The sequence below is a fragment of the Streptomyces sp. NPDC048671 genome (assembly GCF_055587045.1).
In genome coordinates this window covers 359959-377105 of record NZ_JBVJHB010000005.1, presented here as the reverse complement: position 1 = coordinate 377105, position 17147 = coordinate 359959, and the positions used below count along the sequence as shown (strand labels likewise).

The 17147-nt window shown below is 72.9% G+C and carries 12 protein-coding genes; 7 read left to right on the top strand and 5 right to left on the bottom strand.

All coding sequences use genetic code 11. From position 1 onward, the window contains the following. Positions 1-5: 5 nt before the first annotated feature. The 4 genes from ACZ6S6_RS12795 to ACZ6S6_RS12780 are packed head-to-tail and all read left to right on the top strand — an operon-like array spanning position 6 to position 5516. Complete coding sequence (locus tag ACZ6S6_RS12795; RefSeq protein WP_469705453.1) at positions 6-3203, top strand: adenylate/guanylate cyclase domain-containing protein; 3198 nt, start codon at positions 6-8, stop codon at positions 3201-3203. A 3-nt stretch (positions 3204-3206) separates the two neighbouring features. Beyond that, complete coding sequence (locus tag ACZ6S6_RS12790) at positions 3207-4088, top strand: S8 family peptidase (RefSeq protein ID WP_362959935.1); 882 nt, start codon at positions 3207-3209, stop codon at positions 4086-4088. After that, on the top strand, positions 4072-4677 hold the full coding sequence (locus ACZ6S6_RS12785) for a GAF domain-containing protein (protein WP_469705452.1): 606 nt from the start codon (positions 4072-4074) through the stop codon (positions 4675-4677). The genes ACZ6S6_RS12790 and ACZ6S6_RS12785 overlap by 17 nt, the downstream gene beginning before the upstream one ends. Positions 4678-4727: 50 nt before the next feature. Beyond that, positions 4728-5516 carry a sugar phosphate isomerase/epimerase family protein gene (locus ACZ6S6_RS12780; RefSeq protein ID WP_469705451.1) on the top strand — a complete coding sequence of 263 codons (789 nt, stop codon included), beginning with the start codon at positions 4728-4730 and terminating at the stop codon, positions 5514-5516. A 5-nt stretch (positions 5517-5521) separates the two neighbouring features. On the opposite strand, the gene ACZ6S6_RS12775 is transcribed toward ACZ6S6_RS12780, so the two are convergent. Beyond that, on the bottom strand, positions 5522-6433 hold the full coding sequence (locus ACZ6S6_RS12775; protein ID WP_362959927.1) for an EamA family transporter: 912 nt from the start codon (positions 6431-6433) through the stop codon (positions 5522-5524). A 100-nt stretch (positions 6434-6533) separates the two neighbouring features. Here ACZ6S6_RS12775 and ACZ6S6_RS12770 point away from each other — a divergent pair, with 100 nt between their 5' ends. Together ACZ6S6_RS12770 and ACZ6S6_RS12765 are read left to right on the top strand one after the other, a co-directional pair. Beyond that, positions 6534-7466, top strand: a complete 933-nt coding sequence (locus ACZ6S6_RS12770; RefSeq protein WP_469705450.1) for a LysR family transcriptional regulator — start codon at positions 6534-6536, stop codon at positions 7464-7466. A 171-nt stretch (positions 7467-7637) separates the two neighbouring features. After that, the gene (locus ACZ6S6_RS12765; protein WP_469705449.1) at positions 7638-9488 is read left to right on the top strand and encodes a glycoside hydrolase family 3 protein; all 1851 of its coding nucleotides are present in this window, start codon (positions 7638-7640) and stop codon (positions 9486-9488) included. 55 nt (positions 9489-9543) lie between these two features. On the opposite strand, the gene ACZ6S6_RS12760 is transcribed toward ACZ6S6_RS12765, so the two are convergent. Together ACZ6S6_RS12760 and ACZ6S6_RS12755 are read right to left on the bottom strand one after the other, a co-directional pair. Further along, a complete protein-coding gene (locus ACZ6S6_RS12760) occupies positions 9544-11016 on the bottom strand; it encodes a S28 family serine protease (protein ID WP_362959919.1) in 1473 nt (490 codons plus the stop codon). Between the two features lie 118 nt (positions 11017-11134). Continuing rightward, positions 11135-11575 (bottom strand): hypothetical protein, encoded by a 441-nt coding sequence (locus ACZ6S6_RS12755; protein WP_469705625.1) that lies wholly within the window; start codon positions 11573-11575, stop codon positions 11135-11137. 163 nt (positions 11576-11738) lie between these two features. Here ACZ6S6_RS12755 and ACZ6S6_RS12750 point away from each other — a divergent pair, with 163 nt between their 5' ends. After that, on the top strand, positions 11739-12236 hold the full coding sequence (locus ACZ6S6_RS12750) for a hypothetical protein (protein ID WP_469705448.1): 498 nt from the start codon (positions 11739-11741) through the stop codon (positions 12234-12236). A gap of 30 nt (positions 12237-12266) precedes the next feature. Here the strand turns inward: ACZ6S6_RS12750 and ACZ6S6_RS12745 are convergent, their stop codons facing one another. Beyond that, positions 12267-16007, bottom strand: a complete 3741-nt coding sequence (locus tag ACZ6S6_RS12745; RefSeq protein ID WP_469705447.1) for an ABC transporter ATP-binding protein — start codon at positions 16005-16007, stop codon at positions 12267-12269. Positions 16008-16148: 141 nt separating this feature from the next. Next, the gene (locus ACZ6S6_RS12740) at positions 16149-17033 is read right to left on the bottom strand and encodes a serine hydrolase (RefSeq protein ID WP_469705446.1); all 885 of its coding nucleotides are present in this window, start codon (positions 17031-17033) and stop codon (positions 16149-16151) included. Positions 17034-17147 lie beyond the last annotated feature (114 nt).

Sequence of the window (17147 nt, the reverse complement as noted above, 5' to 3'; positions counted from 1 at the left end):
CGCTGATGAACTGCACCTCGTGCCGGCACGAACTGCCCACCGCCGCACGCTTCTGTCCGGCCTGCGGCACCCCTTGCCCGGCGCCCGTCGCGGCGGCGCCGGAGGACGAACGCAAGCTGGTCACCGCGGTCTTCTGCGATCTGGTGGGCTCCACCGCGCTGTCCGGAGTGCTGGACCCGGAGACCCTGCGCACCGTGACGCTGCGCTATTTCGCGGCCATGAGCGAGCAGATCGAGGCCCGTGGCGGCACCCCGGAGAAGTTCATCGGTGATGCCGTGATGGCGGTGTTCGGGGTGCCGGTGATGCGGGAGGACGACGCCCGGCGGGCGCTCTCGGCGGCGCTCGGCATGCGCGAGGCGCTGGCGGAGCTGAACACCGAGCTCGAAACCACCCTCGGCATCCGGCTCAGCATCCGGATCGGCGTCAACACCGGTCAGGTCGTGGCGAGTTCCGATGCCAGCACCCGGCAGGCACTGGTCTCGGGCGAGACCGTGAACGTGGCGGCCCGGCTGGAACAGAACGCGGCGCCCGGCGAGATCCTGATCGGCCCGCAGACGGTGGAGGCCGCCGGGCCGACCGTCGTCGTGGAGGGGACCGGCCCACTGCGGCTGAAGGGCAAGAGCGGCAGCGTGCACGCCTACCGGCTGATCGCCCTCGGCGCCGACGACCCGGAGCTGCTGCGCCGCTTCGACGTGCCGTTCATCGGCCGCGCCGCGGAGAAGGCGGTGCTGGACGAGGCGCTGGACCGGACGGTGAGCGGGGCGGGTCCGGGGCTGGTGCGCCTGGTCGGCGACGCCGGGGTCGGCAAGACCCGGCTGGCGCGCGAGTGGCTGGCCGGGCTCGCCGGGCGGGGCGGCCCGGTCGTCGGCACCGGACGCTGCCGCAGCTACGGCGACCACGGCACCCTGACACCCCTGGCCGACGCGGTACGGGACGTGCTGGACGCCCCGGCGGCGCGGGAGGCCCTCGACGCGGCGTCCGGGCGGGCCGGGGCCTCGGTGGCGGACGCGCGGGCCCTGCTGCGTGACGGGCTGCTGCACGACGGCACGCCCAACGCCCCTTTCGAGGACATGTGCGCCGCGCTGATCACCGTGCTGGCCCGGACGGCGGGGCGTCCCCCGGCGCTGCTGGTCCTCGACGACTGGCACTGGGCCGAACCGCTGCTGGTGCGGACGGTGAACCGGCTGGCCGGACCGCTCGGCCGGGCGGGGGTGCTCATCGTGTGTCCGGGCCGTCCGGACGGGCCCTCGTCCGCCGCGGACCCGGCCGCCCGCCCCCCGCAGATCCTGCCGCTGACCGGGCTGCCGCGCGCCGAGGCGGACCTGCTGGTCCGCGAGCTGGCCGGACCCGGCACCAGGACCGCCCGGATCGACGGCGACCTGTACGACCGTGCCGAGGGCAACCCGCTCTACCTGGAACAGCTCCTGGTGCCGGCCGGTCCCGACCCGGCCGGCGCGGGGACCGAGGAGGGCGCGGCGGTGCCGCCGACCCTTCAGGCGCTGCTCGGCGCCCGGATCGGCGCGCTGGAGCGCACCGAACGCAGCACCCTCGATCTGGCCGCCGTCGTCGGCCGGGACTTCACCGCTCCGGAACTCGTCCGGCTGACGCGGGCGGTGCGCGAGACGGAGGACCCGGCCCGGCCCGCCCCGGCCGCGCCGGAGAGCTCGCCGGACGACGACCGCGGCCGGGTGGTGCGGGCGCTGGCCCGGCTGCGCCGCCGCCGGCTGGTCGAGACCACGCCCGGTGGCGATCCGGGCGCGGGGCGGCACCGGTTCAGCAGCGGTCTGGTCCAGGAGGTCGCGTACGCCTCGCTGTCCAAGCGGTCCAAGGCCGACCGGCACGCCTGGGCGTCGGAGCTGCCCAGTGTGACGGCGGCGGGCGAGGCGGCGGTGGGCGGGCATCTGGAGCGGGCCTACCGGTACCGCGCCGAACTCGGCCTCGCCGACGACCGGGCCGCCGCCCTGCGGGGCCGGGCCGCCGCCGCGCTCGCCGCGGCCGGTGCGCAGGCCCTGGCCCGTTCCGATCTGCACTGGGCGCAGGGCCTGTTGGAACGGGCCGTGGACCTGCACCCGCACGGCGACCCGGCCGCGGCGCCCGCGCTGCGCCGGCTCGGTGAGGTGCGGCTGGCGCTCGGCCGTACCGAGGACGGGGAGCGCCTGCTGCGGCGGGTCCTGGCCATCGGGACCGCCCCGGTGGAGGCCGCGCACGCCCGGCTCGCGCTGGCCGTGCTCGACCCGGCGGCGGTGAACGTCTCGGCCACGGCCCGCTCGGTGCTGCCGCTGTTCGAGTCCGCCGGGGACTCCGTCGGGCAGGCACGGGCCCGGCTGCGGCTCGCGCAGCGCTTGCAGCTGGCCGGGCGGCACGAGGAGGCGGACCGCGACCTGACGCTGGCCTTGGACCACGCGGTGCGGGCCGAGGCGGAGCCGGAGCGCGCGGCGGCGCTCGGAGCCATCGGGATCTCGCTGTGGCGCGGCCCGGAACCGGTGCCGGTCGCGGTGGCGCGCTGCCGGGACCTCCTCGCCGCGCACGGCGCCGGGCGGCCGGCCGTACGGACCACGCTGAACTGCCCGCTGGCCGTGCTCTACGCGCTCAACGGCCGGGCTGACCGGGCCGCTGAGTGCCTGGCCGAGGCGGAACGGCTCGCCGATGAGCTGGGGTACGCGGAGGCGGCGGTCTTCCTGCCGGTGTTCCGGGCGACGGTCGAGACGCTGCTCGGGCGCACCGGGCCGGCCCTTGACCTGCTCGTGCGGGCCGACCGGGCGGCCGCGCGCTCGGGCGCCCGGTCCATGCGTCCGGCCATCGGGCTGGAGGCGGCCCGGCTGCTGCTCGACGAGGGCCGGCCGGAGGGTGCCGGTCCGTGGCTCGAAGCGGTCGGGGCGCCCGAGTCGCTGCCGCACGCGGACCGGGTGGACCTGGCGGGGCTGCGTGCCCGGCTGGCGGCGGGGGCCGGTGACACGGCCCCGGCGCTGCGGCACGCGGACCGGGCCGTACGGGATTCCCTGCTGACCGACTCCCCGCTGGTGCGGGCCACCGCGTCGCTGGACCGGGCGCGGACGCTGGCGCTGCTGGGCGATCAGGCGGGTGCGACGGCGGCGGCGCGGGAGGCGCGGGACCGGTTCGCGGAGAAGGGACATCTGCCGGGTGAGCGGTGGGCCGCCCGGCTCGTCGCCGGACCGGCGGCGGCCACGACGGAGATGAGCTGACGGATGGCTACCACGGACACGACACCGGGGCCGGGACTGACGTGGAGTCTGCGCGGGCGCGGCCCGGACGACGTGGCGGTCCTCGCGGACCCCGGTCCCGGACCGGGCGACGGCGCGGCCGTACCGGGCACCGGGCGGGGGGTACGGGTCTGCGTGGTGGACTCGGGGGTCGAGCGCGATCATCCGGGGGTGGGCCCGGTCGACGGGTCCTGGGTGGTCGTCAAGGACCCGGAGACGGGTGAGACGGAGGTCAGGGCGACCGGCACCGGGGACTCCTGCGGACACGGCACCGCGTGCGCGGGCATCATCCGCCGGACGGCACCGGAGTGCGAACTGCACAGCGTCCGGGTGCTGGGCGAACGGTTCTCCGGCACCGGGGACGTACTGCTCGCCGGGCTGCGGTGGGCGGTCGAGCAGGGCTTCGACGTGGTGAACCTGTCGCTGTCCACCACCCGCGCCCGGTTCGCCGAGGAACTGCACGCTCTGGCCGACCACGCCTACTTCAACCGCACGGTCGTCGTCGCCTCGGCGCACAACTCGCCGGTGGAGAGCTATCCGTGGCGGTTCGCGTCAGTGATCTCCGTGGGCAGCCACCAGGAAGAGAGTCCGGACATGCACCTCTACAACCCCGATCCGCCGGTGGAGTTCTTCGCTCCCGGCCAGAACGTGACGGTTCCCTGGCTGGGCGGCACCTCGATACGTACCACCGGGAACAGTTTCGCGACCCCGTACATCAGCGGGCTGTGCGCGCGTCTCCTCTCGGCGCACCCGAGGATGACGGCCTTTCAGCTCAAGAACGCCCTCTATCTCTCCGCGGCCAACGTGCGCTTCGGCCCGCGGCTTTCCATCCCGGCAGGAGAGGCCTGTGATGACTCCGAGAACTGAACCAGCGTCCGCCGCGGGAACGGTACCGCCGGCGAGATCGCCCCGGCACGAGCTTCTCCAGTCCGTCGTCGACGTGGCCCGCGCGATCTTCGGCGCGGCGGCCAGCTCCGTCTTCCTGCTGGACGAGGAGACCGACGAGCTGGTCTTCCAGGCGGTCTCCGGCCAGGGCGAGGAGTTCCTGGTGGGCCGCCGGTTCCCGGCCGGGCGCGGGATCGCGGGCTGGGTGGCGACCTCCGGGGAGCCGATGGTGGTGGACGACCTCAGCGTCACCCCCTCCTTCGACCGGTCACTCGCCGAGTCCACCGAGTTCGTGCCCAGCGCGCTGATGGCGGCGCCGCTGATCAGCGAGAGCCGGGTGCTCGGCGTCCTGGAGGTGCTCGATCCGTCCCCGCGCGCCCGTACGGAGATGCGGGAGCTGGACCTGCTCGCGATGTTCGCCCGGCAGGCGGCCGCGGCGCTGCGCGTGGTGTCGTTCGCACCGGCCGACCGCGAACGGCGGGAGGGTGGCGAGCGGCTGGGGCCCCGGCAGCGGGCGGACGCGCTGAGACTGCTGGGTAACCTGGAGCAGTTGCTCCGGGAGCCCTGCTGAACCCGGCTCCACGAGCCACGGCCGGCGCAGACGACGGAAGGAACACACACGTGAAGCTCGCTTTCTCCACCCTCGGGGTGCCGGGGCTGCCGATACCCGAGGTCGTCCGGCTGGCCGCCGAGCACGGCTACCAGGGGGTGGAGCTGCGCGCCCACCCGGAGGAGCCAGTGCATCCGGGGCTCTCGATGCTGGAACGGGCCGATGTGGTCGAGGAGTTCAAGCGGGGCGGGATCGAGATCCTGACCGTGGCCGGCTATGTCCGGGCCGCCTCCGAGGGCGAGGACCAGCCGGTGCTGGACGAGCTCGCCGCTCTGGTGGAGCTGGCCCGGGACCTGGGCGCGCGGAACGTCCGGGTCTTCCCCGGCGGCGGCGACCAGGACCCCGCCACCGCGGACGCGACCGCCGCCCGCAGGCTGGCCGCCGCCGCTCCGTACGCCGCGGACATGGGCGTGCGCATCCTGCTGGAGACCCACGACTCGCACCGCGCGGGCGCGGCCGTGGCCCGTGTGGTGGGCACGGTGGGGCACGGGAGCGTCGGCGCGCTGTGGGACATCATGCACACCTGGCTCGCCGGTGAGGAACCCGCCGCGAGCCATGCGGTGCTGGCCCCGCACCTGGGCTACGTCCAGGTGAAGGACATCGCGTCGGCGCAGGCCACCGAGCCGATCGCCCTGGGCGCCGGGGTGCTGCCGCTGCGGGCCTGCCTGGACACCCTGGACCCGGACAGCTGGGTCTGCTGGGAGTACGAGAAGCGCTGGCACCCGGGGGCGGCGGAGCTGCCCGGACTGCTGAGCGCGGGGCGCGAGCACCTGCTGCGGCTGGGTGCGCCGAAGCAGTAGAGCGCTCAGGCGGCCCCCGCGGCCTGCGGCTCCGCACGCTCCGGGGCGGCGGGGCGGGGGCGCCGCGCCCCGGCGAGCGAGGTCAGCGCCACCCCGCCGACCAGCAGCGCCGCCGCGCACCACCGCAGCGGGCTCACCGACTCGTCGAGCAGCAGGGCGGCCGACGACATCCCGAAGACGGGGACGAGCAGGGTGAACGGGGCCACCGACGACGCCGGGTACCGGCTCAGCAGGAAGCCCCACGCCCCGAAGCCGAACACCGTGGTGATCCAGGCGACGTAGACGATGATTCCGGCGCCGCTCCAGTCGAGCGCGGCGAGCGCCCGCGTATCGCGGTCCCACCCCTCGAAGAGGAGCGAGAGCCCGAGCAGCGGCAGCACCGGGACGGTGGAGACCCAGACCATGAAGTTGAGGGCGTCGGGCGGGGCGGCCTTCCGGGTCAGCACGTTGGACACGCCCCAGCAGGCCGCCGCCGCGATCACCAGGACGAAGGCGAGCACGGGCCCGTCCGCCCCCTCGTCCACGGCGGCGACACCGATCCCGGCCAGCGCCACCGCCATCCCCAGCACCCTTGCCCTGCCCGGCCGTTCACCGAGTGCGAGCGCCGCGAAGAGCGCGGTGAAGACCGCCTGCACCTGGAGCACCAGGGAGGAGAGCCCGGCCCCCATGCCCCGGTCCATGCCGATGAACAGCAGCCCGAACTTGGCGACGCCCAGGGCCAGTCCCACCCCCACGATCCACTTCCGGGCGACCTTCGGCCGGCCGACGAGGAACACCGCTGGCAGTGCCGCGACCAGGAAGCGCAGGGCGGAGAAGAGCAGCGGCGGGAAGTGGTCGAGCCCGAGCTCGATGACGACGAAGTTGACACCCCAGACGGCGGCCACCAGGGCGGCCAGGGCGATGTGGAGGGGAGGCATGTCCCGAGGATCACCCGCACCGACCCTTTAGCACCAGCGCGGATTTCTTCATGGTGGAATTGAGTGCCGCTAATGAATCGATGGGATCCAGGAGGCTCCGGTGCTCGATCTCTCCCGGCTGCGCGCGCTGCACGCCATCTCCGTCCACGGCTCCGTCGCGGGCGCCGCCGCCGCGCTCGGCTACACCCCGTCGGCGGTCTCGCAGCAGATCACGAAGCTGGAGCGGGAGACCCGTACGACGCTGCTGGAGCGTCGCGGTCGCGGTGTCGCGCTCACCGAGGAGGCTGTCCGGCTGGCCGCCACCGCACAGGAGTTGCTGGCCATCGTGGAGCGCGCCGAGACGAGCCTGGAGGAGCGCAGGGGGCTGCCGACGGGGCGGCTGTCGATCGGCGCGTTCGCCTCGGCGGCGCGCGGGCTGCTGCCCGGAGTGCTGGCGGAGCTGGACCGGGAGCATCCGGCCCTGGACGTCCGGATGACCGAGGTCGATCCGCACCTCTCGGTCGACCTGGTGGCCAAGGGCGTCATCGACCTGGCCGTCGCGCACGACTGGGACATCGCCCCGCTGCCCGCCCCGGACGGCGTGGCGCAGGCGGTGATCGGGGAGGACCGCTGCGATCTGCTGGTGCCCGCGGACCACCGGCTGGCGGGCCGGGACGGGGTGCGGCGCGAGGAGCTGGCGAAGGAGCGGTGGATCTGCCAGCCGCCGGGGACGGTCTGCCACGACTGGCTCGTACGGACGCTGCGCACGGCCGGCTACGAGCCGGACATCCGCCACCGGGCCGAGGAGAACCACACCCAGCTGGCCCTGCTCGCCGCCGGTCTCGGCGTCGCGATGATCCCCCGGCTGGGGCGCGGGCCGCTGCCGGACGGGGTGGTGGAGGTGCGGATCGAGCCCGTACCCGTACGCCGGCTGTACGCGCTGTGGCGTACGGAGGCGGCGCGCCGTCCCGCGATCAGGACGGCGGTCGCGGCGCTCCAGGCGCACGGGGCGGGCGCGGGGCTGCACCGGCCGGGACCGGAACGGGCGGGATGACGTGAGGGGGTGAGGTGGGGTGAGGTGAGGGATTCGTCCCCCTCCCCCACCCGTGCGGGACGCGCTCAAACGGTCGGGGCCCTTGACCGGAAGTTATTTTCTGGATATCCGTGATCCTTGGAAGTTTCTTTCACCACCCCCTCGTCACCGAGTACGGCCGAAGGAGCTCACGTGCACCACCGCCCCTCCAGACGCACCCTCCTCACCGCCACCGCAGCCACCGCAGTCGTGGCGGCGACGGGTGCGGCAGTCGCCCCCGGCGCCGTCGCCGCCCAGAAGTCCGCGGGCGGCGGTCACCACTCCGCAGCCACCACCCGGCGGCTGAAGCGGCTCATCTCCCGGATGAGCCTGGAGGAGAAGATCGGCCAGCTGTTCGTCATGCGGGTCTACGGGCACTCCGCCACCGACCCCGACCAGGCCGACATCGACGCCAACCTCGCCGAGATCGGTGTGCGCACCGCCGCGGAGATGATCGCCAAGTACCACGTCGGCGGCATCATCTACTTCACCTGGGCGCACAACACCCGTGACCCGCACCAGATCGCCGATCTCTCCAACGGCATCCAGCGAGCCGGTCTCGCGGGCCCCACTCCGCTGCCGCTCCTCGTCTCGACGGACCAGGAGCACGGCATCGTCTGCCGGGTCGGTGAGCCCGCCACGCTGATGCCGGGCGCGATGGCGCTGGGCGCGGGCCGTTCGCGCTCCGACGCCCGCAAGGCGGGGCAGATCGCGGGCGCCGAGCTGGCCGCGATCGGAATCTGCCAGAACTACGCCCCGGACGCGGACGTCAACGTCAACCCGGCCAACCCGGTGATCGGGGTGCGCTCCTTCGGCTCCGACCCGCAGTCGGTGGCCGGGATGGTCGCCGCCCAGGTGAAGGGGTACCAGAGCGCCGGGATCGCCTCCACGGCCAAGCACTTCCCCGGCCACGGCGACACCAGCACCGACAGCCACACCGGTCTGCCGGTGATCAGCCACACCCGCGAGCAGTGGGCCGAGCTGGACGAGCCGCCGTTCCGGGCCGCGATCGCCGCCGGCATCGACTCGATCATGACGGCGCACATCGTGGTGCCCGCGCTCGACCCCTCCGAGGACCCGGCGACCCTGTCCCGGCCCATCCTCACCGGAATCCTGCGCGAGGAGCTGGGTTACGACGGCGTCGTGGTCACCGACTCGCTCGGCATGGAGGGCGTACGGACGAAGTACGGGGACAAGCGGGTCCCGGTGCTCGCCGTGCGGGCGGGCGTCGACCAGCTGCTCAACCCGCCCAGCCTGGACGTCTCCTGGAACGCCCTGCTGGATGCCGTCAAGAGCGGTGAGATCAGTGAGGCCCGGATCGAGGAATCGATCCTGCGCATCCTGCGGCTGAAGACGAAGCTGGGGCTGTTCGAGGACCCGTTCGTCAGTCACCGGGGCGTGGACCGTACCGTCGGCACCCGGTCGCACCTGGCCGCCGCCGACCGGATCGCGGAGCACACGACCACGCTGCTGGCCAACGAGGGCGCGCTGCTGCCGCTGTCGCGCCGCTCCCACCGCAACCTGCTGGTGGTGGGGGCCGATCCGGCGTCCCCGTCCGGCACGACGGGACCGCCGACGGCCACCCTGGCCGCGGAGTTCAAGGCGCTGGGGTACGCGGCCACCGCCCTGTCCACCGGTACCGCGCCCGCCCAGGCGGACATCGACGCGGCGGTGGCGGCCGCGCGGGGCAAGGACGCGGTGGTCGTGGGGACGTACAACGTCACGGCGACCGGTTCGCAGCGGACCCTGGTGAGCGCGCTGGCCGCGACCGGCGTCCCGGTGATCACGGTCGCGATCCGCAACCCGTACGACATCGCCCAGCTGGCCGGGACGGGGCACGCGGCGAGCCTGGCCGCGTACTCCTGGACGGATGTCGAACTGCGGGCGGCGGCCCGGGTGATCGCGGGCCGCGCCGAACCCGAGGGCACCCTGCCGGTACCGGTCCAGCGCGCGGACGACCCGGCGCAGGTGCTGTACCCGGTGGGCTACGGGCTGTCGTACTGACGGAGGTTCCCGCGCCGGCGGCCGCCCGAGAGGGCGGCCGCCGGCGCGCGTCCCGCTACGGGCGCCGGTGGCCGAGCCGGTGCTCGGTCGTCAGGTCCCGCTGGTCGAGCACCGCGTCGAACTTCGCGAGCGGCTTCGCCTTCGCCGGGTCCGCCTGGACGGCGGCCGGGGCGACGCCCGCCCAGCGCAGAATGGCCGCGGTGGCCGTGGCGTTCTCGGCCGGGACCAGACCGGCGACGGTCGCCCCGTGGTTGCCGCCGGGCACCGTGAAGACGTGACTGTCACGGGCGCCGGCGCCGAGCCGGAAGCGCTCCGCGCCGTACGGGTCGTTCTCCCCGTACACGTACAGCATGTGGTCGGCGTGGTGCTTCACCCAGTTGTCGATGTCCCGCATCACCCCGGTCTGGAACTTCATCGGGATGGAGCGCGGCACGAAGGTGCGCGGCGGCTGGTAGCCGTACCTGCTGAGCTTGCCGAGCCAGGGCTGCTTGATATTGGGCGAACCGAGCTGGGTGCCCGCCTGGTAGTAGTACGGCGTGTACGTCTCCAGGCCCTGGTCGGCGTAGGCGGAGAAGCCCGAGATCGAGTCGACCGAGTCCCAGATCGCCTGGTCGGTGGCGGTCCTGGCGGCCGGGACCGAGTCGCAGTCGGTGAGCAGGCCGTACTGCCAGAACGCCCAGACGTAGTCCATGACCACGGCCTCGTACGCCCTGTCGAGCGAGCCGACGGTGGTGAAGGTGTAGCCGTTGTCGGCGGCGTACTGCCGGTACTTCTTCTCCAGCGGCTCCCGGCGGATCAGCGCCTCGCGCTGCACGCCGTTCAGCTTGTCGCGGCACTCCTTGGTGCCGACGTTGGCCAGGAACCGGTCGTACGTCGAGTCCTCCTTGTCGACCACGTCGTTGGGCGCGACATACGCGACGACGCCGTCCATGTCCTTCGGGTAGTAGCGCTCGTAGTACGTGGCCGTCATGCCGCCCTTGGAACCGCCGGTGGTCAGCCAGTTCTTCGAGTAGATCCTCTTCAGCGCGGTGAAGACCCGGTGCTGGTCACTGGCGGCCTGCTGGATGTCGAGCTTGGACCAGTCGGCGGGCGACGGGCGGGACGGGGTGAAGAACCGGTACTCCAGCGAGACCTGGTTGCCGTCCACGATCCGGGTCGGCTCGGAGCGGCTGGGATTGGTGGAGACGTTGTATCCGCTGGTGAAGAACACCGTCGGACGGGACGTGTCCTTGTGCAGCAGGGTGATCCGCTGCTGGAACGTTCCCTTGGACGGGTGCCGGTGGTCGACCGGCTGGGTGTAGTTCAGGACGAAGTAGCGGTAGCCCGGATAGGGCTTCTCCTCGATGAGGCTCATTCCCGGGATGGCCAGGATGCGGTCCTTGATGTCCGTGCCCGTACCGCTGTCACTGACGGCGGAACGGAGCGCGGCCGGTTCAGCGGCGGTGGCCGCCCCGGCGGAGGCACCCGTCGCACTCACTGTGCCGATGAGCATCGCGAGCGACAGGAAACCTCTGAGCGCCTTGCGCATACACCCTCCCCTTGATTCACGACAGACGACGTGAACCTAGCGGGGCAACACCGGTGCCGCCAGACCTCATTGCCGCCCGGTCAGCTCGAATCACCCGGTCAGCACAGGGCTCACCCCGTCAGCACAGGATCCAGCCGGTGGATCCCGTCCGGCCCGAGATGGTGCCGGAGACCCGGACGCAGCGGTTCAGCGCGTGGACCGTCACCGGTCCGGCCTGCCGGGTGAAGCTGCCGCTGTCGACGACGGGGCGCCCGCCGCGCGGCTGGATCTGGACGGACATCCGGCGGCGCGCACCGGGCTTGGCGGCGACCGCGAGGGCGCAGGCGTAGGAGCGGGTCTTGTAGACGCGCAGTTCGCCGGTGCCGAACCTCAGCGTCTTCGCCGGGCGTCCGGCGCAGACCGACGCGGCGGTGGCGCCGGTCGCCCCGATCCCGCCGATGAGCAGTCCGATGGCGGTGGTCAGGGCCAGTACCAGCAGCCGCGCGGAGCCCCCGCGCCCCGCGCGCCCGTCCGGCGCCCCGGCCCGTCCGATCGTCGCTCTGTTCACCAGCCACCCCATCGCCTCATCGAACACATGCGTGTCCATTCAACACATGTGCGTATCTGCGTACGACGCGGGAGGCCATCCGGAGGTTGCGCGCGGCGTGCTCCACATTCCGGGCAACCAAATCACCACACGATGGCTCCAACAGGACATAGCCACACGAAAGGGAGGCACCGCCATGACCCGACTCCGCACCAACCGGCACCCCCGCGGCCGCCGCGTCATCGGCCGCACACTGCTCGCGGCCACGCTCCTGACCGCGGTCGCCGCCGTCCCGGCCGCAGCCGCCGTCGCACCCCAGCGGGCGTCCGCCTCGGCGGCACGCGACGACGTCTCCGACGCGGAGGCCCAGGAGGTCGCCCACTTCTACGGCGCGTACCTGGACGCGGTCGCCGCCGAGGACGGCGGCAACCTCGCCACCGCGCTCCGCGGCTTCTACCTCACGTCCGATTTCCGCCAGGAGCTGCGCGCCTGGGAGACGGCCAACCACGCCGACGGCGTACTGCGCGCCCAGGACGTCCCGGCCGCCTTCAGCGTCACCGCGGGCGACAGCGGCGCCGGTCACGCCTGGACGCACGTCCGGCTCACCTGGGGCTCGGCCGCCCACCCGACGTACACGAACCTGACCGTGCAGTCGGAGCTGGGCACCGGGAAGATCTCCGGTATCCGCGACTGACCCCGGGACGGGGGCGCGCCCGCCGCCGTCTCAGACACCGGCCGGCTCGTCCTCCCCGATGAACGTGCGCCACAGCATGGCGTACTTCCCGTCCAGGGCGAGGAGTTCGTCGTGCGTGCCGTCCTCGACGACCCGGCCGTGGTCCATCACCACGACCCGGTCGGCGCGGGCGGCCGTGGTCAGCCGGTGGGCGACGACCAGGGTGGTGCGCCGACCCGCGAGGCGGTCGGTCGCCTGGTTGACCAGCGCCTCGCTGGCGAGGTCCAGGGACGCGGTGGCCTCGTCGAGCAGCAGGATGTCCGGGTCGACGAGTTCGGCTCGGGCGAGCGCGATCAACTGCCGCTGTCCGGCGGAGAGATTACGGCCCCGCTCGGCGACCTCGTGCAGATAGCCGCCCTCCAGCGTGGCGATCATGTCGTGCGCGCCGACGGCCCTGGACGCCGCCTCCACCTCCGCGTCGGTGGCCTCCGGCCGCCCGTACGCGATGGCGTCGCGCACCGTACCGGCGAAGAGGTACGCCTCCTGCGGCACGACTCCGAGCCGGTGCCGGTACGAGGTGAGACCGAGGCTGCGCAGATCGGTGCCGTCCGCCGTGACCCGGCCGGCCGTCGGGTCGTAGAACCGGGCGACGAGCTTGACGAGGGTCGACTTGCCCGCACCGGTCTCCCCGACGAACGCGACCGTCTGCCCGGCCGGGATACGCAGGTCGACATCGGTGAGCGCGGCCTCCTCGCCGCCGTACGCGAAGGACACGTCCTCGAACGCGATCTCGCCGCGCAGCGACAGCACGTCCAGCGGTTCGTCCCCGTCGGCGGTGGACGTCGGCTCCTGGAGGAGCTCCTGGATCCGGCCGAGCGAGACGGTGGCCTGCTGGTAGCCGTCGAAGACCTGGGAGAGCTGCTGCACGGGCGCGAAGAACAGGTCGATGTAGAGCAGGTAGGCGACGAGCGCACCCGTGGTGAGCGTGTGGTTGTCGATCCGGCCGGCCCCGACGATCAGCACGGCGGCCGCTGCCACCGACGACAGCAGCTGGACGAACGGGAAGTACACCGAGATCAGCCACTGGCCGCGGACCCGGGCCTCGCGGTAGTAGCCGCTGCGCCCGGCGAAGCGGTCGGCGCCGTCCCGCTCGCGGCGGAAGGCCTGCACGATCCGCAGCCCGGAGACGGACTCCTGGAGGTCGGCGTTGACGGCGCTGATGCGCTCACGGGCCAGCTCGTACGCCTCGACGCTCTTGCGGCGGAAGAAGAACGTGCCGATGACCAGCACCGGCAGGGTCGCGAAGACCACCAGCGCCAGTTCGACGTCCAGGACCAGCAGCGCGACCATGATCCCGAAGAAGGTGACGACGGAGACGAAGGCCGTGACCAGACCGGTCTGCAGGAACGTGGACAGCGCGTCCACGTCCGTCGTCATCCGGGTCATGATCCGGCCGGTCAGCTCGCGCTCGTAGTAGTCGAGACCGAGGCGCTGGAGCTGCGCGAAGATCTTCAGCCGCAGCGAGTAGAGCACCCGCTCGCCGGTGCGGCCCGTCATCCGGGTCTCACCGGTCTGGGCCACCCACTGCACGAGGACGACGAGCAGGCCGAGGGCGGAGGCCGTCCAGACCGCGCCCAGCGCCAGCTGGGTGACGCCCTTGTCGATGCCGTTCCTGATCAGCACCGGGAGGAGCAGTCCCGATCCGGCGTCCACGGCCACCAGGGCGAGGCTCACCAGCAGCGGAAGCCCGAAGCCGCGCAGCAGCCGGCGCAGTCCGTAGGACTCCTCGGCGCGCACGGCGCGGGCCTCGTCGATGTCCGGGGTGTCGGTCGCCGGGGGCAGGGCGTCGACCTGGGCGAGGAGCTCGGCGGTGGCGGGCGTGCCGGCCGCGTCGGTCTCCCGGGCCCCCTCCTCCCGGACCCACAGCTCGGGGGTGATGCCGCGCTCGGCGTCGAACTCGGCGTCCAGCTCCTCCTGGAGCGCACGGTCGTCCACGGAGCCGGCGGCGGGGCCGGCCGGCTGGTGGCCGGGCGAGGTGCCGCCGAGCTCGTCCGGGTCGGTGAGCAGGCGCCGGTAGAGCGCGCAGCGCGGCTCCAGCTCCTCGTGCGTGCCGATGTCGGCGAGCCGGCCGTTCTCCAGGACGGCGATCCGGTCGGCGAGGTTGAGGGTGGAGCGGCGGTGGGCGATCAGCAGCGTCGTCCGGCCCGCCATCACCTGGCGCAGCGCCTCGTGGATCTCGTGCTCGACACGGGCGTCGACGGCGGAGGTGGCGTCGTCGAGGAGGAGCAGCCGGGGGTCGGTGAGGATGGCGCGGGCGAGGGCGACGCGCTGGCGCTGGCCGCCGGAGAGCGTGAGCCCGTGCTCGCCGACCTCGGTCTCGTACCCGTTGGGCAGTTCGGCGATGAACCGGTGGGCCTGGGCGGCGCGGGCGGCCCGCTCGATCTGTTCGTCGGTGGCGTCCGGGAGCCCGTAGGCGATGTTGGCGCGGATGGAGTCGGAGAACAGGAAGCTGTCCTCCGGTACGAGCCCGATGGCGGCCCGCAGCGAGTCGAAGGTCAGCTCGCGGACGTCGTGGCCGCCGACCAGGACGGCGCCGTGCGACACGTCGTAGAAGCGCGGGAGCAGCATCGAGACGGTGGACTTGCCGCTGCCGGACGCGCCGACGACGGCGACGGTCTCGCCGGGCTCGATGGTCAGCGAGAAGCCGTCGAGGACGGGGCGGTCCTCGTCGTAGCCGAACCGTACGTCCTCGAACTCGACGCTGGCCGGGGCGTCGGTGGGGAGCTGCTTGGTGCCGTCCCGCATCGTCGGCTCGGTGTCGATCAGTTCCAGTACGCGTTCCACTCCGGCGCGGGCCTGCTGTCCCACGGTGAGGACCATGGCGAGCATCCGGACCGGGCCGACGAGCTGGGCGAGGTAGGTGGAGAACGCGACGAACGTACCGAGGGTGATCTCGCCGCGGGTGGCGAGCCAGCCGCCGAGGGCCAGCATGGCGACCTGGCCGAGCGCGGGAACGGCCTGTAGGGCGGGGGTGTAGCGGGAGTTCAGCCGGACGGTGCGCAGCCGGCCGGCGAAGAGCTTGCGCCCGACCTCGCGCAGCTTGCCGGTCTCCTGGTCCTCCTGCCCGAACCCCTTGACGACGCGGACGCCGGTGACGGCCCCGTCGACGACTCCGGCGACGGCCGCGGCCTGCGACTGGGCGTACCAGGTGGCGGGGAAGAGCCGGGTGCGGGAGCGGCGGGCGATGTACCAGAGGGCGGGGGCGACGGCTACGGCGACGAGGGTGAGCAGCGGCGAGAGCCACGCCATGATCACCAGGGAGAGCAGGAAGAGCAGGACGTTCCCGATGGTCATCGGGAGCATGAACAGCAGCCCCTGGATCAGCTGGAGGTCGCTGGTGGCACGCCCGACGACCTGTCCGGTGGACAGCTCGTCCTGACGCTTACCGTCGAGGCGGGTGATCGTCCCGTAGATCTCGGTCCGCAGATCGTGCTGGACGTCCAGGGCCAGCCGGCCGCCGTAGTAGCGGCGGATGTACGTGGAGACGTACACCAGCGCGGCGGCCCCTATGAGCAGTCCGGTCCAGACGGCGAGGGAGCGGGTGTGGTTGCCGACCACATCGTCGATGATCACCTTGGTGATCAGCGGGACGAGGGCCATCACGGCCATTCCGGCGAGCGAGGAGCCGAGCGCCAGCAGCACATTGCGCCGGTAGCGCCAGGCGTAACCGATCAGCCTGCGCGCCCAGCCACGAGGCTGTCGCCCGTCGCCTGTCTCCCCTGCGTCCGACACCCGATGCCTCCCGTTCGACCCTGCTCTGCCGCAAGGCACCAACGCGGCCGGTTGCGGATTTCATCCCTCCGCAACAAATTACGGGACCATCGGCGTAGGCCGCTCCTCAATAGAGCGACCACGGGCCCGGACCGGTCGCGGCTACTGGTTCGCGGGCCTCGACCTGAGGATGCGCGGGTTCAGGTCCTTGTGCACGGCCCGCGCGACCGCCTGGATGGTGTTGACGCCGTCACTCATCGTCTTGTTGTCCTGGGTGAGCACCGTGAGCACGTAGTCGTGGCCGTTGCCCGTGAAGGCGCCGATGCTGTGCACCCGCCAGCCGTGGGTGGCCCGCTGGAGCCAGCCGTTCTTGAGCTGGACGGTGGCCGTGGCCGGGGCTCCGGCGGGGGTTCCCCAGCGCTGGGAGGGGATGACCCTGCGCATCAGCCCGAGCTCGTAGGCGCGTGCGTTGTCGCTGAGCACGGTGTTCTTGGCGGTGAGCAGGGTCAGCAGCCGCTGCTCGTCCTGCGCGGTGATCTGCGTGAGCCCCCAGTAGCCGCCGGAGCCGGGTGTGGTGTGCGTCATGCCGGCCGCCTTGAGGAACGCCGCGACCTTGGTGGCGCCGAGCTGCTTCCACAGCTTGGTGGTGGCGTTGTTGTCGGACTTGGTGATCATGGCGGTGCTGAGGTCGGTCTCGCGCTGGGTGAGGTGGCGGTTGTGCTTGGCGCTGTCCCAGAGCAGCGTGGCCAGCACGGTCGCCTTCACGACGCTCGCGGAGTCGTACTTCGACGTGGACCGCAGCGTGCACGTCGTCCTGGTCGTGCGGTCCTGGAGCGCCACCGCGGTGGTGGACTTGCGCCCCTTGAGCGCCGCGGTGATGTCCTTGGACAGCTTGGCGGCGAGTCCGGCCCTGCCCGAGGTGCAGCTCGCCGTCGGCGTCGCGGCGGCGGCGGGCGCCGCGCCGAGCGCCACGGGTGCGAGCACCCCGGTGGCGAGCGCGGCACAGAGCGTGCCGCGGGCACGGCGGGATATCTGGGATGTAGTCATGGCGCGTCCCCGTCCCCTGAGTGATTCCTGCGGGCTCCGAGTGAGTCCTGCGAGCCCTGAGTGAGTCCTGCGGGCCCGGGTGAGTCCTGCGGGCCCTGAGTGAGTCCTGCGGGC